Origin of the sequence: Kosakonia sp. R1.Fl (assembly GCF_023516815.1) — a bacterium.
Classification (GTDB): Bacteria; Pseudomonadota; Gammaproteobacteria; order Enterobacterales; family Enterobacteriaceae; genus Kosakonia.
The window spans coordinates 2,169,652-2,191,334 of sequence record NZ_JAMGSQ010000001.1 but is presented as its reverse complement, the minus strand read 5'-3'; the positions used below and the strand labels follow the sequence as shown (position 1 = coordinate 2,191,334).

Genomic DNA, 21,683 nt, shown 5'->3' with positions numbered 1-21,683 from the left:
CGTTATTATGCGTTCTTCCTAACAAACTCTCTTACAAGCGAGAGAAATCATTGAAAAGTGCAAGCCCCATTAACAGCACCAGCAAGATAGAGCCAATGCGATAACTAAAGTCTTGAACTCGCTCGGATACCGGTCCGCCCTTCAGCTTCTCAATCGCCAAAAACAGCAGATGCCCGCCATCAAGAACAGGCAGAGGGAACAGGTTAATGATGCCTAAGTTCACGCTGATTAAAGCGAGGAACATCAGGTAGTAAATCAACCCGAACTCCGCTGACATCCCAGCCCCCTGAGCGATAGAAATCGGCCCACTGAGGTTGTTCAGTTTTACATCACCGGTGATCAATTTCCCCAACATACTGACCGTTAGCTTCATCAACTGCCAGGTTTTATCCGTGGCTTCAACGATGGCGCTAAATGGCCCGTACTGGCGTACTGTCTTGTATTCATCTGGCAGAGGAATGACTTTGGGCACAACGCCCGCAAACCCTTCTGCCTTACTACCGGGCTTTGTATCCGGTATCAACGTCAAAGACAAGGGAGCCCCTTGTCTTTCTACTTCCAGCGCTAACGACGTACCTGGGTTATCCCGTACCAGCGTAACGAACGTCATCCACTGCATTAACTGCTGACCATCGACTTTAACGATCCTGTCGCCAGCTTGCAAACCCGCTTTGCTGGCAGCGGAACCGGGTTGCACCTCCGCAAGCACCGGTTCAAGCTGCGCCGCACGGGGACGAATCCCCAGCGACATAACCGGATCGTCTTTATCAGGCGCAAAGGCCCAGTGACGTAAATCCAGCACCTTATCCTGACGATTGTTACTGCCGAATGGCGCTACGCTGACGGTCGTCTGGCTATCGCCGATTTTAGACACCAACTGTAAGCGCACAGCATCCCAATCAGGCGTTTCGATGCCATCAATCGCTTTAAGTTCCGTGCCAGGTGCAATTTGCGCGTTTGCAGCGATAGAGTTGGGCGTTATTTCACCAACAACCGGACGAACGCCAGGGACACCGATGATAAACACCAGCCAGTAAGCGAAGATGGCAAAGATAAAGTTAGCGATGGGACCGGCAGCAATAACGGCGGCGCGCTGGCCAACCGTTTTATTATTGAAAGCGTAGTGGCGCATTTCCGGCGTAACCGCCTCAACGCGCTCATCCAGCATTTTGACATAACCGCCTAAGGGGATCAGAGCGATGACAAATTCGGTACCGTGTTTGTCGGTGCGACGCCAGAGCGCTTTACCAAAACCGATGGAAAAACGCTCAACCCGCACGCCACAGCGGCGAGCAACCCAGAAATGGCCAAATTCATGCACGGTGATCAATACACCAAGCGCAACAATGAACGCCGCCAGATTCCAGAGAATGCTCAGCATAAAACCTTCCGTCAAATCGTCCTGAAAACCAGCAATAACAGGCAGGCAAATACAGGAACTGCCGCTGTCAGGCTGTCAATGCGATCCAGTATACCGCCATGGCCCGGAATTAGATGCCCACTATCTTTAATTCCGGCTTCACGCTTGAACATACTTTCCGTGAGATCGCCCAATACAGAGGCTAACGCCGCGACCACCGAGCAAATAAAGAGCGTAGATGAAGTCACATCCAGGTTCGCCCATGCGCCATAACCCCAGGAGATAATACCCGCAGTCAGCAGGCCCCCCAGGAAACCTTGCCAGGTTTTCCCCGGCGAGACTTTCGGTGCAAGCTTATGTTTGCCAAACAGTTTGCCGAACATATAAGCGCCTGAATCTGCTCCCCAGACGAGGATCATCACGTACAACAACCACAGCGCGCCGCTATAGTGATTTACATCGTAATGCCATACGCGCAGCGCCAGCATGCCCCAGAAAAAAGGGATAATCGTCAAGATACCGAAAATCAGGCGCAAAATTTTAGAATGGCGCCACGCCGCGGCGGATGCCGGGTAACTTAGCACCAGCACCAACGCCACCAGCCACCAGGCCAGAGAAGCCCAGAGCGAGAACGTCACCAGCGGATGATGGGTATTATGGTGATATTCCGGCAACGTAAATAGCATAAGGGCGAGTAAAAACCCGCATAATACGGCCAACCAAACCCGCTGAGTCCGGGACGTAAAGCCGCTCAGTTGCCCCCACTCCCACGCAGCGAGCATGCAAACAGCGAGCGTAACGATCGCAAATCCCACCGGCGGCAGCAAAAAAAGCGCTGCAATAACAATGGGTATCAATACAAAAGCAGAAATCAGGCGATACTTCAGCAAAAGCAACCCCCATCAGGCTTTGTCGCCACCTGGCTCGGTACCGCCGAAACGACGCTCTCGATTGGCAAAGGCATGCAGCGCACCTTCAAAGTCTTGTTCATCAAAATCGGGCCAAAGAACATCTGTAAAGTAAAGTTCGGCATAGGCAATTTGCCAAAGTAAAAAATTACTTATGCGATGTTCCCCACCAGTCCTAATCACTAAATCCACGGGAGCCAGTTCATGCATGCAGACTTGCTTATTGAGCGCTTCTTCATCAATTTGATCCGGGCGCAACAGCCCTTCCTGCACCTGCTCGGCAAGCTGCCGGACTCCCTGTACGATATCCCAGCGCCCACCATAGTTCGCTGCGATATTCAGCGTCAGCCCGGTGTTCTGGGCGGTTAACGCTTCCGCTTTGCGGATTCTCTCCTGCAAACGCGTATTAAAACGACTGGTATCGCCAATAATGCGTAAACGCACATTATGACGGTGCAGGCTTTTTACTTCGCTATCCAGAGCCCACACAAACAACTCCATCAGCGCACTCACTTCCTGCGCCGGGCGATTCCAGTTCTCGCTACTAAAAGCATAAAGCGTCAGCGCATCAATACCATTATTGGCGGCAAAAGAGACCGCACGGCGTACAGACTTCGCTCCGGCCCGATGACCAAAAGCCCGGAGTTTCCCTTGTCTTTTCGCCCAGCGACCATTGCCATCCATAATTATCGCTACATGGCGGCAGCCATGCGTTGGCAAACTTTCGCTTATCGGTTGGTTAGCAGACAACATAACGCGTTTTAGTCCCTGAAAAGGATTTAGCGGTACTCAGGAATACAAAAGCCTTTACGCAAAAAAGCCGTGTAAACCACGGCTTACACCAAACGCCATAATACCAACTGGCAATTTTGTGGCGCAGACTATATCACCGAAGCCCAACGCTAACAAATAGCACCGTCACTCATCGCTGTAATATCACTGGCTTGCGAGACGCATCACTTGTTTTTGCGCAACATCGCGTGCCTGTGCATCCACAGCCAGCACGTCATCAATGCTCTGCGGTTCGCGCAAATCCATCTGTTCAAGCACAGAAAGATTCAGGGCGGCAATATCTGTGAAACGGATAGCAGATGCCAGGAATGCCGAAACAGTGACCTCATTCGCCGCGTTGAGCGCGGTTGTTGCCGCCTGCCCTTCATCAGACGCATCAATGGCCAGCTTCAGGCAAGGATAGCGGTCAAAATCGGGCTGCACGAAACTTAACGAACTTAGTTTGCAAAAATCGAGGGCATTAACACCTGACGGCACTCGTTCCGGCCAGGCCATCGTATGAGCGATGGGCGTACGCATATCCGGCTCACCCAGTTGTGCCAATACACTGCCATCCTGGTAACGCACCATGGAGTGGATCACCGATTGCGGGTGAATCAACACTTCCATCTGGCGGGCAGAGGCATTAAACAACCAGCGCGCTTCAATGTATTCCAGACCTTTATTCATCATAGTGGCGGAGTCAACGGAGATCTTGCGCCCCATTGACCAGTTCGGGTGCCGGCACGCCTGATCCGGCGTCATTGCGGCCAGATCGGAAAGCGGTGTCTCCCGGAACGGGCCACCAGACCCGGTAAGCAGAATAGACGAAACGCCATTCTGCTCCAGATCAGCGTACCCCAGGTTATGTTGAATTGTTTCCGGTAAACTCTGAAAAATAGCGTTATGCTCGCTGTCCACCGGCAAAAGCTGCGCCCCGCTCTCCTTCACCGCCTCCATAAACAAGCGACCGCACGTCACCAGAGCCTCTTTATTCGCCAGTAGCACCGTTTTCCCGGCACGAATAGCAGCAAGCGTTGGCACCAGGCCCGCAGCGCCCACAATGGCCGCCATCACCTGATCGACGCCGCTCAGCGCCGCCATTTCACAGGCTGCCTGCTGGCCGCTTAGCACTTCTGTTCGGCTACCATGTTCCCGCAAAGAGCGCTTTAACTGTTGCGCGCTTTCGTCATCGTCCATCACCGCGAATTTGGGAGAAAACTCAAGGCACTGCTCAACCATGCGGGTAACATTTTTACCGGCAACCAGCGCAGTAACGGAGAAACGATCGGGATTGTGGCGAACCACGGCCAGCGTGCTGCAACCAATAGAACCCGTTGAGCCCAGAAGAGTTAAATGCTTCATGAAACGCTCGCAACGTTGCAAGGATAAAAAGCAAAACGCCGCCAGCAAAGCCACTCTCGCGGCTCTCTGTACGGCGTTTTAGTCGGTTTGTTTCGAATCAGAACTGCATCAGTTCCGCTTCTTTGTCCGCCAGCGCCGCATCCACTTTTTTGATTGCAGCATCGGTCAGCTTCTGTACGTCATCCTGAGAACGACGATCGTCGTCTTCACTGATTTCTTTGTCTTTCAGCAGTGCTTTCACTTTATCGTTCGCATCACGACGAACGTTACGTACTGCAACGCGCGCTTGTTCAGCTTCGCCGCGTACGACTTTGATCAGATCTTTACGACGTTCTTCCGTCAGTGCCGGTAGCGGAACGCGAATATCGCTACCCGCAGAGCTCGGGTTTAAACCGAGATCAGAGGTCAAAATCGCTTTTTCAACAGCCGGACTCATTGAGCGGTCAAACACGTTGATTTTCAGCGTACGGGAGTCTTCGACGGTAACGCTAGCCAGTTGGCGCAGCGGAGTCGGCGTACCGTAGTATTCCACAACGATGCCATCCAGCAGGCTCGGAGAAGCGCGGCCAGTGCGCACTTTGCTGATTTGAGTTTTGAACGCTTCGACGCATTTATCCATGCGTACTTCAGCATCTTTTCTGATATCGCTAATCACGTTACGGATCCTTGAAATCTTGTCGCAGGCAGGCCATACGGCGGGTGTGCTAAGTATAGCCTGTTCAATTTTTGGCACCCTGAAGATGCCAGAAAGAACTGCTCAATAAATTAAAGCGGAATCTTACCTTTATTTATTGCTTACGGGAATTATTCCGTAATCAATGTGCCTTCTTTTTCGCCCATGACAACGCGACGCAGCGCGCCAGGTTTGTTCATGTTGAACACGCGAATCGGCAGTTTATGGTCGCGAGCCAGCGTAAAGGCCGCCAGATCCATCACTTTCAGTTCTTTATCCAGCACTTCGCTGTAGCTCAGCTGTTCGCACAGCGTGGCGGTCGGATCGAGCACCGGATCGGCAGTAAATACGCCGTCTACTTTGGTCGCCTTCAGCACCACATCCGCTTCAATCTCAATACCGCGCAGGCATGCTGCAGAATCGGTAGTAAAGAACGGGTTACCTGTACCGGCGCTGAAAATGACCACGCGGTTGTTACGCAGCAGGCTAATCGCCTCTGCCCAGCTGTAGTTGTCGCAAACGCCATTTAACGGGAACGCGGACATCAGACGTGCGTTCACATAGGCACGATGCAGCGCATCACGCATTGCCAGGCCGTTCATCACGGTCGCCAGCATACCCATGTGGTCGCCCACTACGCGGTTCATCCCCGCTTTCGCCAGACCCGCCCCACGGAACAGGTTGCCGCCACCAATCACCACGCCAACCTGAACCCCAAGTTCGACCAGCTCTTTAATTTCCTGCGCCATACGGTCAAGAATGCTTGCGTCAATACCGAAGCCTTCGGATCCCTGGAGCGCTTCGCCGCTCAGCTTAAGCAGAATGCGTTTGTAGACGGGTTTTGCATTGGTAGCCATGTTTCTTTCCTGAGACTGTCAACAATTGGACGGGGTTAATACCGGCGCTTATGATACGTCGCCTGCCAGCGCAAACACTAGTGTGCTGGCTGATTTTCAGATGAAGGGCATAAAAAGAAGCCGCCCTCAGGCGGCTCCTTTTATTGATTAAGACTGCTTGGACATGGCAGCAACTTCTGCTGCGAAGTCAGTCTCAACTTTCTCGATGCCTTCGCCCACTTCGAAGCGGATGAAGCCAGTTACGTCAGCGTTGTGCTCTTTCAGCAGCTGAGCAACAGATTTGCTCGGATCCATAACGAAAGGCTGGCCAGTCAGAGAAACTTCGCCGGTGAATTTCTTCATGCGGCCTTCAACCATTTTCTCTGCGATTTCTTTCGGTTTGCCAGACTGCATGGCGATGTCCAGCTGAACCTGGTACTCTTTTTCTACGACTTCAGCAGATACGTCTTCCGGTTTAACGAATTCCGGCTTGCTTGCAGCGATGTGCATTGCCAGCTGTTTAACCAGCTCGTCATCAGCGCCTTTAGCCGCAACCAGAACACCGATACGTGCGCCATGCTGGTAAGAACCCAGCACTTCGCCTTCCAGCGCAGAAACGCGACGGATGTTGATGTTCTCACCGATTTTAGCAACCAGTGCAACGCGCTCTTCTTCGAACTGCGCTTTCAGAACTTCAACGTCAGTGATTTTGCCAGCAACCGCTGCGTCCAGAACTTTGTTAGCAAATGCCTGGAAACCACCGTCTTTTGCCACGAAGTCAGTCTGGCAGTTAACTTCCAGAATGATGCCGTAGGTGCCGTCGATTTTGGTGATGATCACGCCGTCAGCAGCAACGTTGCCTGCTTTTTTCGCCGCTTTGATCGCACCAGACTTACGCATGTTCTCGATCGCCAGCTCGATGTCGCCGTTCGCTTCAGTCAGCGCTTTTTTGCAATCCATCATGCCTGCGCCAGTACGTTCACGCAGCTCTTTTACCAGGGATGCGGTAATTTCAGCCATTCTTTATTCCTCGGGAGAGATATGACCTGCACGGTTTGCAACCAAACAGGCTTAAAAGTGAAAAAGGGGGCCATTAACAGGCCCCCTAACCAAACTCGGTACTACCTGCTCAATAAGGGGCTCAACGAGCGTGCCTTATTACTCAGCTTCTACGAAGCTTTCTTCCGCCTGAGTAGCCAGATCCGAAGAACGGCCTTCACGAACGGTAGCAGCAACGGCATTCAGGTACAGGCTAACAGCACGGATTGCGTCATCGTTACCCGGGATAACGAAGTCAACGCCGTCCGGATCGGAGTTGGTATCAACGATAGCAAATACCGGGATGCCCAGGTTGTTTGCTTCTTTGATTGCGATGTGCTCGTGGTCAGCGTCGATAACAAACAGTGCGTCCGGCAGGCCGCCCATGTCTTTGATACCGCCCAGGCTGTTTTCCAGCTTGTCCAGCTCACGAGTGCGCATCAGCGCTTCTTTCTTGGTCAGCTTGTCGAAGGTACCGTCTTGAGACTGAGTTTCCAGGTCTTTCAGACGTTTGATGGACTGACGAACGGTTTTCCAGTTAGTCAGCATACCGCCCAGCCAGCGATGGTTCACGAAGAACTGGTCGCAGTTCTGTGCAGCTTCTTTCACCGCTTCGCTTGCAGCGCGTTTAGTACCAACGATCAGGATTTTGCCTTTACGAGCAGCAATTTTGTTCAGCTCAGCCAGCGCTTCGTTGAACATCGGTACAGTTTTCTCAAGGTTGATGATGTGAACTTTGTTACGCGCACCGAAGATGAACGGCTTCATTTTCGGGTTCCAGTAACGGGTCTGGTGACCAAAGTGAACACCAGCCTTGAGCATGTCGCGCATGGAAACAGTTGCCATGTTTAAAACCTCTATATAAAAGTTGGGGTTATGCCTCCACGTATCCCATATTACCGACCCCGAAGGGCACCCCGGAATATGTGCCGATACGTGTGTGTTATTACACAAAGTGAGATTTGTGGCTTCCATCCCAAAACAGGAACGGAAGTCCGGCGCGCTTTATACCATAAAACACCGCCGGAAACCAATAGTTGTTGACGCAGGGTGCTGTTAATGATTCTCGATTTGGCACAACACTTGCCTGACTGTTACCATTGACAGCACTAATCCTGGTATAGTCGAAAAAATCGACACTGATGGACACATTCCATGGCTATCTCTATTAAGACACCTGAAGAAATCGAAAAAATGCGCGTCGCGGGCCGACTCGCCGCCGAAGTGCTGGAAATGATTGAACCGTACATTAAGCCGGGCGTCAGCACGGGTGAACTCGATCGCATCTGCAACGACTACATCGTTAAAGAGCAGCATGCCATCTCCGCCTGTCTGGGTTATCACGGCTTCCCGAAATCGGTTTGCATCTCTATTAACGAAGTGGTGTGCCACGGTATTCCGGATGACGAAAAACTGCTGAAAGATGGCGATATCGTCAACATCGATGTGACTGTGATTAAAGACGAGTACCACGGCGACACCTCCAAAATGTTTATCGTTGGTAAGCCGACCATTCTCGGTGAGCGTCTGTGCCATATCACGCAGGAGAGTCTCTATCTGGCGCTGCGCATGGTCAAACCGGGTATCCGCCTGCGCACCCTTGGCGCAGCAATTCAGAAATATGTTGAAGCTCAGGGCTTCTCTGTCGTGCGCGAATATTGTGGTCACGGTATTGGCCGCGGCTTCCATGAAGAGCCGCAGGTGCTGCACTATGATGCTGACGATGGCGGTGTGGTGCTGCAAGCGGGCATGACGTTTACCGTCGAGCCGATGGTAAACGCGGGCGATTACCGTATTCGCACCATGAAAGACGGCTGGACGGTGAAAACCAAAGACCGCAGCCTGTCTGCGCAGTATGAGCACACAATTGTCGTTACCGAAACCGGCTGCGAGATCCTGACGCTGCGCAAGGATGACACCATCGATGCCGTGCTAACCGCCGCCTGATTCTGACATTGGCAAACGCGATAAACGGTCCGCTCTGCGGGCCGTTTTTTTTACCGCTCTCCCCTGCAGCGTCATACATATAAACGACTTTTCATTTTTCATTATCTCTTTTAAGTTGTTTTGCTATGCATATGCACTCCAGACGGGTGGCCCATAATGAGCAACATCACTTCAGAACAATTTGTCAGCGCGGTACAACCCACCCTTCCCGGCCAGCCTGAATATCCAGGCGTTTGGTCACAAGACGAATTCCAGTGCGCCAATATCAAAGCGCATATTGAAGCTTTTCAGCAATGGCTGGGGCATGTCTTTGACGCCGGTATTTCAGCCGAGCAATTAATCGAGGCGCGCACCGAATTTATTGATCAACTTTTGCAACGCTTATGGCTGGAGTACGGTTTTGGCGACGTCAGCGATACTGCGCTGGTAGCGGTCGGCGGTTACGGTCGCGGTGAGCTGCATCCGTTATCGGATATTGATTTACTGATCCTCAGCCGCAGCAAACTTTCCGACGAACAAGCGCAGAAAATTGGCGAACTGCTCACGCTGCTGTGGGATGTCAAACTCGAAGTGGGACACAGCGTTCGTACGCTGGATGAGTGCTTACAGGAAGGGTTATCGGATCTCACTGTCGCGACCAACTTAATTGAATCACGTCTGCTGATTGGCGACGTCGCGCTATTTCTGGAACTGCAAAAGCATATTTTTAGCGACAGCTTCTGGCCGTCGGAAACTTTTTTCCCGGCAAAAGTGGCGGAACAAAACGAGCGCCACCAGCGTTATCACGGCACCAGTTACAACCTGGAGCCCGACATAAAAAGCAGCCCTGGCGGTCTGCGCGATATTCACACCCTGCAATGGGTGGCTCGCCGTCACTTTGGTGCCACATCGCTGGATGAAATGGTGGGTTTTGGCTTTCTGACCGAAGCCGAGCGCAATGAGCTGAACGAGTGCCTGCACCTACTTTGGCGTATCCGCTTCGCGCTGCATCTGGAAGTGAGTCGCTACGACAACCGCCTACTGTTTGACCGCCAACTGAGCGTAGCGCAGCGTCTGAATTATATTGGCGAAGGCAACCAGCCTGTCGAACATATGATGAAGGATTTCTTCCGCGTCACCCGCCGCGTCGCGGAACTGAATCAGATGCTGTTACAGCTTTTCGATGAAGCGATTCTGGCGCTGACCACCGACGAGAAACCGCGCCCGATTGACGATGAATTTCAACTGCGCGGTTCGCTTATCGATCTGCGTGACGAAACGCTGTTTATCCGTGAGCCGCAGGCCATCCTGCGCATGTTCTATATTATGGTGCGCAACAGCACCATTACCGGCATCTACTCCACCACGCTGCGCCACTTGCGCCATGCCCGCCGTCATCTGACACAGCCGCTGTGCTATATCGCCGAAGCGCGCTCAATTTTCCTCAGCATGTTGCGCCATCCAGGCGCCGTCAGCCGTGGTTTGTTGCCAATGCACCGCCACAGCGTGTTGTGGGCCTATATGCCGCAGTGGTCGCACATCGTCGGTCAGATGCAGTTTGACCTGTTCCACGCCTATACCGTGGATGAGCACACCATTCGCGTATTGCTGAAGCTGGAAAGTTTTGCCAAAGAAGAGACGCGAAATAAGCACCCTCTATGCGTGGAACTGTGGCCGCGTTTAACCCACCCGGAGCTGATCCTGATTGCGGCGTTGTTCCATGATATCGCCAAAGGCCGCGGCGGCGACCACTCGGTGCTGGGTGCGCAGGATGTTCTGAAATTCGCTGAATTACATGGACTTAACTCACGTGAAACCCAGCTTGTCGCCTGGCTGGTGCGTCATCACCTGTTGATGTCGGTCACCGCCCAGCGCCGTGATATTCAGGATCCGGAAGTCATCAAGCAGTTTGCCGAAGAAGTGCAAACGGAGAACCGTCTGCGCTTCCTTGTCTGCCTGACCGTGGCGGATATCTGTGCCACCAACGAAACCCTGTGGAACAGCTGGAAGCAGAGCTTGCTGCGCGAACTCTATTTCGCCACTGAAAAACAGTTGCGTCGCGGCATGCAAAATACGCCGGATATGCGCGAACGCGTGCGCCATCACCAGCTTCAGGCGCTGGCTCTGCTGCGTATGGACAATATTGATGAAGAGCAATTGCATCAGATTTGGGCGCGCTGTCGGGCGAACTATTTTGTTCGCCATAGCCCAAACCAGCTTGCCTGGCATGCGCGCCACCTGCTGCAACATGATCTGAGCAAGCCGATGATTTTGCTCAGCCCACAGGCTACGCGCGGCGGCACCGAGATCTTTATCTGGAGCCCGGATCGCCCGTATCTGTTTGCAGCGGTGTGCGCCGAACTCGATCGTCGCAACCTGAGCGTTCACGACGCGCAGATTTTTACCACCCGCGACGGTATGGCAATGGACACCTTTATTGTGCTGGAACCGGACGGCAGCCCGCTCTCCGCCGATCGCCACGACGCGATTTGTTTTGGGCTGGAACAGGCCATTACGCAGCACACCTGGCAACCGCCGCAACCGCGCCGTCAGCCTGCCAAACTGCGCCACTTTACCGTCGATACCGAAGTGAATTTCCTGCCGACACATACCGACAGAAAATCGTTTCTTGAATTGATTGCCCTTGACCAGCCAGGGCTACTTGCCCGCGTCGGGCAGGTGTTTGCGGATCTGGGAATTTCGCTGCACGGGGCGAGAATTACAACCATTGGTGAGCGAGTAGAAGATTTATTTATAATCGCGACTGCCGACCGGCGTGGCCTTAATAATGCGCTGCAAAAGGAGGTACAACAACGGTTGACAGAGGCCCTCAATCCAAACGATAAAGGGTGATTATTTTTTTACACAGATGGAAAGAGTAAACAATGCAGCAGTTACAGAACGTTATTGAAGCCGCTTTCGAGCGTCGCGCAGAGATCACCCCGGCAAATGCCGATACCGTTACCCGTGAAGCGGTGAATCAGGTTATTGCCCTGCTCGATTCCGGCGCGCTTCGCGTCGCAGAGAAAATCGATGGTCAGTGGGTCACCCACCAGTGGCTGAAAAAAGCGGTTCTGCTCTCTTTCCGCATTAACGATAACCAGGTTATCGACGGTGCGGAAAGCCGCTACTTCGACAAAGTCCCGATGAAATTCGCCGACTACGATGAAGCGCGTTTCCAGAAAGAAGGCTTCCGCGTAGTGCCGCCAGCAGCGGTGCGCCAGGGCGCGTTTATCGCCCGCAATACCGTGCTGATGCCGTCTTATGTCAATATCGGCGCCTATGTTGATGAAGGCACCATGGTTGATACCTGGGCGACCGTAGGCTCTTGCGCGCAGATCGGTAAAAACGTTCACCTCTCCGGCGGCGTAGGTATTGGCGGCGTTCTCGAACCGCTGCAGGCAAACCCGACTATCATTGAAGATAACTGCTTTATTGGTGCACGTTCTGAAGTAGTCGAAGGTGTTATCGTAGAAGAAGGTTCTGTCATCTCGATGGGTGTGTACATCGGTCAGAGTACGCGTATTTACGATCGTGAAACCGGCGAAGTGCATTATGGCCGCGTACCGGCGGGCTCAGTGGTTGTTTCCGGCAACCTGCCGTCTAAAGATGGCAAATACAGCCTGTATTGCGCAGTAATCGTGAAAAAAGTGGATGCGAAAACGCGCGGTAAAGTCGGTATTAACGAACTGCTGCGCACTATCGACTAAGTCTGTCCCTCTTCCTGTCCGGAAGAGGGTGATATATCCCGCCTTTTTTGCATTCACAGGTGGCAAAAATAGATTTTTTCGTTAATTATTCATAGGTTATGTTGAGCTTAAGGGTACCGCTATGTACGATAATCTGAAAAGTTTAGGCATCACCAATCCCGATGAAATCGACCGCTATAGCCTCCGCCAGGAAGCCAATAACGATATTCTGAAAATCTATTTTCATAAGGATAAAGGCGAGTTTTTTGCCAAGAGCGTCAAATTCAAATACCCGCGCCAGCGTAAAACCGTTGTCGCCGATGGTGTCGGCCAGGGGTACAAAGAAGTGCAGGAAATCAGTCCTAACCTGCGCTATGTAATTGATGAATTGGATCAAATCTGCCAGCGCGATCGCACGGAAGTGGATCTGAAACGTAAGATCCTGGACGATCTGCGCCACCTGGAAAGCGTTGTTACTAACAAGATCAACGAAATCGAATCCGATCTTGAAAAGCTGACGCGCGGGAAATAAATCGCGGGTTCTAACGCATTGTGCCGGGCTCACTACCCGGCACAACATCATTTTTTTAATGTTGTTCGTCTAATTGCAGCGCCACATACAGCAGCAGCCTGTCATCGAAGTTCCCCAAATCCAGCCCGGTCAGTTCCGAGATTCGGTTCAAACGATATTCCAGCGTATTGCGATGAATAAACAGCGCCTTAGATGTTGCCAGCGGCTGTACATTGTGGCGAAACCATGCCGCCAGCGTGCGACGCAGCAGGCCGTTATTATCCATCGCTTTTAGCCGCGACAACGGGCGTGCCAGCTCGTTGGCCTGCCAACCACCGCGTAAGCTGTCGAGCAATACCGGCAGCATCAAATCCTGGTAAAAATAGCTACGGCTTTCCGGCATACGCTGTTTACCCACCATCATGGTGGTGCGCGCCGTTCGGTAAGAACGGGCAATGCTGCCAGGGCCGGTGAAGTAATTACCCAGTGCGACACGAAAACGCAACTGGCCGTTCTCTTTCATGCGCGTGATCAGCTGTTCCACCCGCTTGCGGTGATCTTCGGCATCCCAGCGACCAAACTGGTTAAGCGCTGGTTTCAGCACCACCATTTCGGTCAGCGAAACAATAGCAATCAGGTTGTTGCGCTCAGGGGTGGTGAGGGCATTTTGCAGTTGCTGCAACTCGGCCATGGCGCTATCCACGCCCAACTGGCCGCTATCCACTTCCACCACCGCCACCACGCGCGGCTGGTTTAAATCAATGCCTAAACGCTGCGCCCATTCGGTCAGAGCGGGCGTGTGCTCTTCCGCCTGAATCAGGTTCATGACCAGCTCTTCGCGCAGACGGCTATCCTGTGCCAATAGATGCATCAGACGGGATTGTTCCAGCATCATCTCGGCGGTCATGCAGACTAATTCGCCGTATTTGCGCAACGTTTCCGGTTCACCCGTCAGGCCAATAACACCCACGATTTCCCCTTCAAGACGTAACGGCAGGTTGATACCCTGACGCACACCATGCAGATGGCGGGCAACCGCATCGTCGATATCCACCACACGGCCTTGCGAGAGCACCAGTAACGCGCCTTCGTGCAATTCACCAATACGTTCGCGGTCACCACTACCAATGATGCGACCCCGTGCATCCATCACGTTAATGTTCGTATCAATGATGCGCATCGTGCGCGCCACGATATCCTGTGCCATTTTGGTATCAAGATGCCAGCCAGCCATGTAACCCTCCCGTGTGCAGAGCCCAAGCATAGGGAAGAAAATTCCCGTACGCACTGTGCAAATGCACAAAGCGGCATTCAGAAGTATGGAGTTGTGGAAGGCTTCACAAAACAGAGGAGAGGCCCTCTTCCCATGGTTCGGGAAGAGGGTTTACAGCGGATTACTGCATCAGCAGATAGATAGAGGTGTCACCGCGTTGAATGTTCAACGCCAGCACCGAAGGTTTACTGTCGAGGATTTTGCGCAGCTCAGCGATATTTTTCACCGGTTGCTGGTTCGCTCCGACAATCACATCGCCTTTTTTCAGGCCAATCTGCGCGGCCGGGGTATTGGCTTTCACCGAATTAACCACCACGCCGCCGTCTTTGCCTTTGTTGCTCATTTCCGCACCTTCAATACCGCTGAAGATGGTGCTGGAATCAACCTGGTTCTGGCTGCTCTGTTGCAACTCAAGCGTAATATTCACCGCTTTGCCATCGCGCAGCAGGCCCAGAGCGACTTTGCTGCCGATCGGCATTGAACCAACTTCCGCACGCAGCGCGGCAAAGCTGCTAATCGGTTTACCGTTCAGAGAGGTAATCACATCCCCTGCTTTCACACCGGCTTTCGCGGCGGCAGAATTCGGCATCACCTGGCTGACAAACGCCCCGCGCTGCGCATCGACTTTCATCGCTTTCGCCAGCTCGGAATTGAGTTCGGTACCCATAATGCCCAGCTCACCACGGCGAACCTGACCGAACTCGACCATCTGGCCGGTGAGGTTTTTCACCATGTTACTTGGGATCGCAAAACCGATACCGATGTTGCCGCCATCCGGTGCGAGGATCGCGGTGTTAATACCGATCAGTTCGCCGTTCAGGTTCACCAGCGCGCCGCCGGAGTTACCGCGGTTGATCGCGGCATCCGTCTGGATAAAGTTTTCATAGTTTTCCGCATTCAGGCCGCTGCGACCCAGTGCGGAGACAATCCCGGAAGTCACCGTTTCACCGAGACCAAACGGGTTACCAATCGCCACGGTGTAATCCCCCACGCGAAGCGCATCGGAGTCCGCCAGCTTAATCGCGGTCAGATTTTTCGGATCCTGAATTTGAATCAGCGCAATGTCGGAACGCGGGTCTTTACCCACCACTTTGGCGTCAAATTTACGCCCGTCACTTAATTGCACTTTGATGGTGTTGGCGTTATCGACCACATGGTTGTTGGTCACCACATAGCCTTTCGCCGCATCAATGATCACGCCGGAACCCAGCGCCATAAATTTCTGCTGCTGGCTATCGCCCTGCCCGCCCGGTGCGCCGCCGCCCTGACAGAACGGCGAGCTCTGGAACGGAGAGCCTTCCTGGCAGAACGGTGAATTATCACCAAAGAACTGCTGGAAGTTGCGCGGCATACGCGGCGTGTTTACCGTGGTGCTGCCTTCAACATTGATACTCACCACCGACGGCATCACTTTTTCCAGCATCGGCGCGAGGCTAGGCATTTGTTGTGATGTCGCAGCTGTAGACGATGCCGTTTCCGCTGCCATAGCCGACAGAGGAGACAGCGCTAAACTTAAACTCAAAGCCAGTGCACTCATTGCTAACGTGGTTTTTTTCATGTCTCTCACTCTTTACCGATTAACGCAAACTGCTGTGTATGTGTCACTCAGAGTCGATTTATAGCGTGAAGTTCCGGCATTAAGTGTCTGGAAAAAGTAAAAATTTATTGTCGTTCTTTACAATTCAACGGCATTATTCCACCGCCATCAAACGACGATATTCATCCCATGAATATAGATCCGTCATCCCGCTAATATAATCCTGAATTAATCGACAACGGTGATAATACTCCAGCACCGGGTACTCTGCCGCGTCGGGCGATAATTTGCTCACCGCCTCAACGTAGGCTAGCCGGTGGCGCGTCGAAAGTTTTTGAAACAGGCGCGATTCAATCGGGAAACGACGCAAACGCTCTTTTTCCACCAGCTCGGCAAAATCCGCCGTCGATAATTGTAACAGCGGACGGTAAATATCCAGCAAACCACTGATAACGCGATAGCCCTGTAATTCGAGCTGCTCAACGTCGGGATGGCTGAACACCTGTTTTATGGCGACATTTTTATATAATTCAAGTAGCTGACTAAAGCTGCTTTCATCTTCCAGTAACGCGTGATTGAATTCACCGTTGAAAATCTGCGGCAAGTTATCAATAAAACGCTGTGCCGCGTACGGCACCAGTTTATTTAGCGTATTGACGCGTAGATACATGAAAAATTGATCTTCCGCGCTGCGGCTCATCGAATTAGCGCGTGATTTATCCCACGCGTTTTCGACAACCTGCGCAAACAACGATCCTTTTTCATGCTCCCCCCAGGCGTCATAAAGATGTTGATAAAGTTGTTCCGCGCTAAATATCCGTTTTTCTACCGCATCTTCTAAATCCGCCACGCAATAGGAAATATCATCCGCCGCTTCCATTATCCACGTCAGCGGAAAGCGACTGTAAGTATCGAGATTTAATTCTTTACGCAGCCGTTCTACATAGGCTTCTTCAGAAAAATAGTAACCCGGTTTTTTCATTAAATAACTGTGTGAGGCTGGCGGCTCGCCAATCCACCACGCCGGGCGCGTATATTTTAAAATACAGCCGACCTGCGCCCAGGTCAGGTTCATACGCATTAATGTATGAACCAGGCGGATCCCCTGCGCGTTACCTTCAAAATGGCTTAAATCATGGCGCACTTTCCGGCGTAATGCGTTCAGCGTGTCTTCGCCTTCACGCAATTTAAGCGCCACCACTTCGCAGCGATCGTCCGACAGCGGTTGGCTCACCGCATCATCCGGCGCCAGGCGCTGGCGGAACCAGTCATTGATTGCCGCCTCGCCGAAATGGCCAAACGGCGGGTTGCCAATATCATGCATCAGGCACGCCATCTCAACGATGCTTTCAAACGGCCCGGTCAGTTCATCCAGACCGTAGGTTTCCAGCAGGCGCTGCTCTTTCAGGCGGCTCAAAATCTCTTTGGCGATATAACGCCCCACTTGCTGAACTTCCAGCGAATGCGTCAAACGCGTGCGCACCGCCGCGTTACGCTCCAGCGGGAAAACCTGTGTTTTTTGCTGTAAACGTCGGATGGCAGCAGAGTTGATAATGCGCCCACGATCGCTTTCAAAGATGCGCAGTATTTCACGTTCGGTTTTTACACCCTGCGGCGAACGGTAGCGGCGGCGCCAGTTTATCTTGTTGCGAAAGTCGATCTCTGCCATTTCCTCTCCTGTGCTTAGCGTCACGGGATATCATGCAATTGTGTATGCCATGATAGACTATGCCCTGAAAACGTAATCCTGTCTTATCACATTAGCGAGTATCTCCATGAAAATTGGCATTATTGGTGCAATGGAAGAAGAAGTTACGCTGCTGCGTGACAAAATCGAGAACCGTCAGACGCTGAACGTCGGCGGGAGCGAAATCTACACCGGTACGCTGAATGGTACAGAGGTTGCGCTACTGAAATCCGGCATTGGTAAAGTGGCTGCCGCCATGGGCGCGACGCTGCTGCTGGAGCGCTGCCAGCCGGATGTGATTATCAACACCGGTTCCGCCGGTGGCCTTGCAGCAACGCTGAAAGTGGGCGATATCGTGGTTTCCGACGAAGCGCGTTATCACGATGCTGACGTGACCGCTTTTGGCTATGAGATTGGTCAATTACCCGGTTGCCCAGCGGGTTTCAAAGCGGACGACAAACTGATTGCCGCAGCCGAAGACTGCATTGGTGAGCTGAACCTGCACGCCGTACGCGGCCTTATTGTGAGCGGCGATGCCTTTATTAACGGTGCCGAAGGCCTGGCGAAAATCCGCCATAACTTCCCGCAGGCGATCGCCGTTGAGATGGAAGCGACCGCCATCGCGCACGTTTGCCATAACTACAGCGTACCGTTTGTGGTGGTTCGCGCTATTTCCGATGTGGCGGATCAGGAATCCCACCTGAGCTTTGACGAATTCCTGGTTGTGGCTGCGAAGCAATCCAGCCTGATGGTTGAAACCCTGGTACAGAAACTGGCGCGTGGTTAACTCTCTTTTCAGGGCGCTTGCCGCCCTGCTTATTCTGCTTCCGGCGTGGCTTTTCGCCGCGCCGCGTGTTATCTCACTGTCGCCCGCCAATACCGAACTGCTTTTCGCTGCAGGCATTACACCTGTCGGCGTCAGTAGCTATTCCGATTACCCGCAGGAAGCCAGGCAGATTGAGCAGGTGGCTAGCTGGCAAGGGATGAATCTGGAACGTATTGTCGCGCTGAAACCGGATCTGGTGCTGGCATGGCGCGGCGGCAACACCGAACGTCAGGTGAATCAGCTCAAGCAATTCGGTATCACCGTGATGTGGGTGGATGCGATCACCATTGAGCAGGTCATCGAGACGCTGCGTAAGCTCAAAGCATATAGCCCGCATCCGCAGCAGGCGGAACAGGCCGCGCAAAAGCTGTTTTCTCAATACCACGAATTGAAAACCCATTACGCCAGCCTGCCGAAAAAGCGTGTGTTCCTGCAATTTGGCGCGCAGCCGCTGTTTACCAGCGGAAAAGGCTCGATTCAAAACCAGGTGCTGGAGCTGTGCGGCGGGGAAAATATCTTTGCCGCCAGCCGCGTACCGTGGCCACAAGTAAGCCGTGAACAGGTACTGGCGCGCCAGCCGCAGGCGATCGTGGTGACAGGCGATGAAAAAGAGATCCCGCGAATCGAACAGTTCTGGCGAAATCAGCTCAATGTACCGATTATTTCTCTGCACGGTGACTGGTTTGAACGGGCAAGCCCGCGTATTATCCTCGCCGCTCAACAACTCTGCACTGCCCTTGCGCAGGTGAAATAACCGGGGAATTCACCATGCTGGTTTACTGGCTGGATATTATCGGCACCGCCGTATTTGCTATCTCAGGCGTTCTGCTGGCGGGAAAACTGCGAATGGATCCGTTTGGTGTGCTGGTACTCGGCGTCGTCACCGCCGTTGGTGGCGGGACGATCCGCGATATGGCGCTGGCGCACGGCCCGGTATTCTGGGTTAAAGATCCAACGGATTTAGTGGTGGCGATGGTGACCTGCATGTTGACCATTGTGCTGGTACGCCAGCCGCGCCGCTTGCCGAAATGGGTATTACCGGTACTGGATGCCGTCGGGCTGGCGGTGTTTGTCGGTATTGGCGTAAATAAAGCCTTTCTCGCCGAAACCGGCCCGCTGGTGGCAATTTGTATGGGCGTGGTCACTGGTGTTGGTGGCGGTATCATTCGTGACGTGCTGGCGCGCGAAGTGCCGATGATCCTGCGTACCGAAATCTACGCCACCGCCTGTATTGCGGGTGGCATTGTGCATGCAACGGCGTATCACTTCTTTGCAATGCCGCTTGAAACAGCAAGTATGCTGGGCATGGTGGTCACGCTGGTTATCAGGCTGGCAGCGATTCGCTGGCACCTGAAGTTACCCACGTTTGCGCTGGATGAATCAGGCAGATAACAAAAAAGCCGTGTCACTGACACGGCTTTTTATATATGAAGGATTCATTAAATACTGAATGAAGAGCCGCAACCACAAGTGCTGGTCGCATTCGGGTTAGTCACCACAAAGCGGGAACCTTCCAGACCTTCGGTGTAATCGACTGAACCGCCAACCAGATATTGCAGGCTCATCGGGTCAACCACCAGGCCAACGCCCTGCTTCTCAATGGTCATATCACCATCGTTGATTTGATCGTCAAAGGTAAAACCATACTGGAAGCCGCTGCAACCACCACCGGTGATGTAGACACGCAGCTTCAGATTTGGGTTATCTTCGTCCGCAATCAGGTTTTTTACTTTGTTGGCTGCTGCGTCGGTAAACTGCAGCGGCAACGCTACGTCATCACTCATGTCTTGCTCCCGTTGATACTGCGATCTGGTCAAATAGTAACCCGACCTTTTCAGCTATTATCCAATACGCTACTAAATCGTTCAAGTATTCTCCCGCGGCAACTCGCGTTCGCGAGCCGCATCCTGCCTGGCAAGCGTACGTGCCAGGATCGCGGAATAGAGCGGTTTTCCGCCCAAAAACTGTGCTAACAGTGTCGCACCAAGACAGGTAATGATCATTGGCAAAATAAGCTGATAATTGTCAGTCATTTCCAGAACTAGCACGATGCCGGTCAGCGGCGCACGCAGCGACGCGGCCAGTAATGCGCCCATTCCGGCAATGGCGAATGTCCCCGCATCGAGCTGATAATGCGGAAAAATCGCGGCACTCGCGCTGCCAAACGCCATGCCTAATACCGTGCCAAGCGCCAGCATTGGCGCAAATATGCCGCCCGGCGCGCCAGAGCTAAAACAGAGTAACGTGGTTGCCACACGAATCAGGAAAATAAACAGCAGTGCGCCAACGGTATAGTTTCCGGCGGTCGCAATCGGGATAAGCGCAAAACCCCCGCCGGAAAGCGCAGGTGCAATCAACCCAAGCACGCCGCAACAACCGCCGATGACACCGCCAATCAGCACCCATTTCCCGGTATGCCCGCCGTGGATACGCTGAAACAGATCCTGGGTGCGCAACACCAGCGTGTTAAATAGCGGTCCGATGCCGCCAAAAATCATCCCCAACACCAGATAGAGCCACAGTGTATTAACCGGCGCATTGCTGAGCTTACCGACGTCAATTACCGCCGCCTCGCCGTTAAACACGCGAAAGACAATGCTCGACATAATCACGCCGGTGAACACGGCTTTAATTGAGATCAGGTTGTAGTGAAACTGCGAACGCATCTCTTCAATGATGAAAAGAATACCTGCCAGCGGCGCATTAAACGCGGCAGAAAGCCCGGCTGCCGCGCCGGTCGCCAGCAACGTATGACGTGCTTCACCGCTGCGCAGGCGAAACAGATCGCTCATCATGCGCCCGATATTGCCGCCGATCTGCACGGTTGGCCCTTCCCGACCCAGCACCATGCCCGCGCCAAGTGTTCCCATCCCGCCGAAAAACTTAACCGGTAAGACTCGCCACCAGCGCACCGGACGCAGTTCCTCCAGCGCACCTTCAATTTCCGGGATCCCCGAACCACCTGCTTCGGGCGCGAATCGCCGCACCAGAAAATAGCCAATCATCGCCAGCACTGCCGAGCCAATAAATGCCAGCGGCCATACCCGCGCGCTGTCCGCCATCTGCGCCAGCGCGCCAATGCGTGCATTCAGCACCGCGTTGACGGCTTTTTCAAAAAAGACGCCGACCAATCCTGTGACTGCGCCCACGACGGCGGCAACCAGCAAAATCGCCAGCGGCGTTTTATCGCGTTGCAGCATCTGGCGCATGATGTTGCGGCGTCGCCGTTGTTCAACCTGCTGCTGTTCAAATGAAGGGATTTGCGCTGACATTGATTTTCGAT

General features: G+C 53.1%; 20 protein-coding genes. 7 read left to right on the top strand and 13 right to left on the bottom strand.

What is annotated here, in order from left to right:
- Nucleotides 1–31: 31 nt before the first annotated feature.
- The 8 genes from rseP to rpsB form a co-directional block, all read right to left on the bottom strand.
- The gene (rseP, locus tag M8Q36_RS10145) at nucleotides 32–1,381 is read right to left on the bottom strand and encodes a sigma E protease regulator RseP (RefSeq protein ID WP_249880787.1); all 1,350 of its coding nucleotides are present in this window, start codon (nucleotides 1,379–1,381) and stop codon (nucleotides 32–34) included.
- An 11-nt stretch (nucleotides 1,382–1,392) separates the two neighbouring features.
- The gene (cdsA, locus tag M8Q36_RS10140; protein WP_249880786.1) at nucleotides 1,393–2,250 is read right to left on the bottom strand and encodes a phosphatidate cytidylyltransferase; all 858 of its coding nucleotides are present in this window, start codon (nucleotides 2,248–2,250) and stop codon (nucleotides 1,393–1,395) included.
- Between the two features lie 12 nt (nucleotides 2,251–2,262).
- Nucleotides 2,263–3,021: a (2E,6E)-farnesyl-diphosphate-specific ditrans,polycis-undecaprenyl-diphosphate synthase gene (ispU, locus tag M8Q36_RS10135; protein ID WP_249880785.1), complete on the bottom strand. Its 759-nt coding sequence runs from the start codon at nucleotides 3,019–3,021 to the stop codon at nucleotides 2,263–2,265.
- A gap of 183 nt (nucleotides 3,022–3,204) precedes the next feature.
- Nucleotides 3,205–4,404, bottom strand: a complete 1,200-nt coding sequence (ispC, locus tag M8Q36_RS10130; protein WP_249880784.1) for a 1-deoxy-D-xylulose-5-phosphate reductoisomerase — start codon at nucleotides 4,402–4,404, stop codon at nucleotides 3,205–3,207.
- Between the two features lie 97 nt (nucleotides 4,405–4,501).
- Nucleotides 4,502–5,059 (bottom strand): ribosome recycling factor, encoded by a 558-nt coding sequence (gene frr / locus M8Q36_RS10125; RefSeq protein ID WP_017457998.1) that lies wholly within the window; start codon nucleotides 5,057–5,059, stop codon nucleotides 4,502–4,504.
- Nucleotides 5,060–5,208: 149 nt separating this feature from the next.
- On the bottom strand, nucleotides 5,209–5,934 hold the full coding sequence (gene pyrH / locus M8Q36_RS10120; protein WP_017457997.1) for a UMP kinase: 726 nt from the start codon (nucleotides 5,932–5,934) through the stop codon (nucleotides 5,209–5,211).
- Nucleotides 5,935–6,081: 147 nt separating this feature from the next.
- On the bottom strand, nucleotides 6,082–6,933 hold the full coding sequence (gene tsf, locus M8Q36_RS10115; RefSeq protein WP_017457996.1) for a translation elongation factor Ts: 852 nt from the start codon (nucleotides 6,931–6,933) through the stop codon (nucleotides 6,082–6,084).
- A 138-nt stretch (nucleotides 6,934–7,071) separates the two neighbouring features.
- Nucleotides 7,072–7,797 (bottom strand): 30S ribosomal protein S2, encoded by a 726-nt coding sequence (gene rpsB, locus M8Q36_RS10110; protein WP_017457995.1) that lies wholly within the window; start codon nucleotides 7,795–7,797, stop codon nucleotides 7,072–7,074.
- 309 nt (nucleotides 7,798–8,106) lie between these two features.
- Here rpsB and map point away from each other — a divergent pair, with 309 nt between their 5' ends.
- The 4 genes from map (at nucleotide 8,107) to M8Q36_RS10090 (ending at nucleotide 13,098) form a co-directional block, all read left to right on the top strand.
- Nucleotides 8,107–8,898 carry a type I methionyl aminopeptidase gene (map, locus tag M8Q36_RS10105; protein WP_017457994.1) on the top strand — a complete coding sequence of 264 codons (792 nt, stop codon included), beginning with the start codon at nucleotides 8,107–8,109 and terminating at the stop codon, nucleotides 8,896–8,898.
- A gap of 156 nt (nucleotides 8,899–9,054) precedes the next feature.
- Nucleotides 9,055–11,730, top strand: a complete 2,676-nt coding sequence (glnD, locus tag M8Q36_RS10100) for a bifunctional uridylyltransferase/uridylyl-removing protein GlnD (protein ID WP_249880783.1) — start codon at nucleotides 9,055–9,057, stop codon at nucleotides 11,728–11,730.
- A gap of 32 nt (nucleotides 11,731–11,762) precedes the next feature.
- Nucleotides 11,763–12,587 (top strand): 2,3,4,5-tetrahydropyridine-2,6-dicarboxylate N-succinyltransferase, encoded by an 825-nt coding sequence (dapD, locus tag M8Q36_RS10095; RefSeq protein WP_017457992.1) that lies wholly within the window; start codon nucleotides 11,763–11,765, stop codon nucleotides 12,585–12,587.
- A 121-nt stretch (nucleotides 12,588–12,708) separates the two neighbouring features.
- Nucleotides 12,709–13,098 (top strand): DUF3461 family protein, encoded by a 390-nt coding sequence (locus M8Q36_RS10090; protein WP_017457991.1) that lies wholly within the window; start codon nucleotides 12,709–12,711, stop codon nucleotides 13,096–13,098.
- Between the two features lie 55 nt (nucleotides 13,099–13,153).
- Here M8Q36_RS10090 and cdaR read toward each other — a convergent pair whose 3' ends face one another.
- The 3 genes from cdaR to dgt all read right to left on the bottom strand — a co-directional run bounded on the left by cdaR (nucleotide 13,154) and on the right by dgt (nucleotide 17,556).
- Entirely contained in the window at nucleotides 13,154–14,311 is a 1,158-nt protein-coding gene (gene cdaR / locus M8Q36_RS10085; RefSeq protein WP_020456602.1) for a DNA-binding transcriptional regulator CdaR, read from the bottom strand.
- 160 nt (nucleotides 14,312–14,471) lie between these two features.
- A complete protein-coding gene (gene degP, locus M8Q36_RS10080) occupies nucleotides 14,472–15,908 on the bottom strand; it encodes a serine endoprotease DegP (RefSeq protein ID WP_249880782.1) in 1,437 nt (478 codons plus the stop codon).
- Between the two features lie 133 nt (nucleotides 15,909–16,041).
- On the bottom strand, nucleotides 16,042–17,556 hold the full coding sequence (dgt, locus tag M8Q36_RS10075; RefSeq protein ID WP_045512012.1) for a dGTPase: 1,515 nt from the start codon (nucleotides 17,554–17,556) through the stop codon (nucleotides 16,042–16,044).
- 106 nt (nucleotides 17,557–17,662) lie between these two features.
- Here dgt and mtnN point away from each other — a divergent pair, with 106 nt between their 5' ends.
- Genes mtnN through M8Q36_RS10060 form a run of 3 tightly spaced genes read left to right on the top strand, consistent with a single transcriptional unit; the run spans nucleotide 17,663 to nucleotide 19,792 of the window.
- Nucleotides 17,663–18,361, top strand: coding sequence for a 5'-methylthioadenosine/S-adenosylhomocysteine nucleosidase (gene mtnN, locus M8Q36_RS10070; RefSeq protein ID WP_249880781.1), 699 nt, complete (start codon nucleotides 17,663–17,665; stop codon nucleotides 18,359–18,361).
- Entirely contained in the window at nucleotides 18,354–19,154 is an 801-nt protein-coding gene (gene btuF / locus M8Q36_RS10065; RefSeq protein ID WP_249880780.1) for a vitamin B12 ABC transporter substrate-binding protein BtuF, read from the top strand. The genes mtnN and btuF overlap by 8 nt, the downstream gene beginning before the upstream one ends.
- 14 nt (nucleotides 19,155–19,168) lie before the next feature.
- Entirely contained in the window at nucleotides 19,169–19,792 is a 624-nt protein-coding gene (locus tag M8Q36_RS10060; RefSeq protein ID WP_017457985.1) for a TRIC cation channel family protein, read from the top strand.
- 47 nt (nucleotides 19,793–19,839) lie between these two features.
- Here M8Q36_RS10060 and erpA read toward each other — a convergent pair whose 3' ends face one another.
- Together erpA and clcA are read right to left on the bottom strand one after the other, a co-directional pair.
- A complete protein-coding gene (gene erpA, locus M8Q36_RS10055; RefSeq protein WP_017457984.1) occupies nucleotides 19,840–20,184 on the bottom strand; it encodes an iron-sulfur cluster insertion protein ErpA in 345 nt (114 codons plus the stop codon).
- 81 nt (nucleotides 20,185–20,265) lie between these two features.
- Complete coding sequence (gene clcA, locus M8Q36_RS10050; protein ID WP_249880779.1) at nucleotides 20,266–21,672, bottom strand: H(+)/Cl(-) exchange transporter ClcA; 1,407 nt, start codon at nucleotides 21,670–21,672, stop codon at nucleotides 20,266–20,268.
- Between the last annotated feature and the right edge of the window lie 11 nt (nucleotides 21,673–21,683).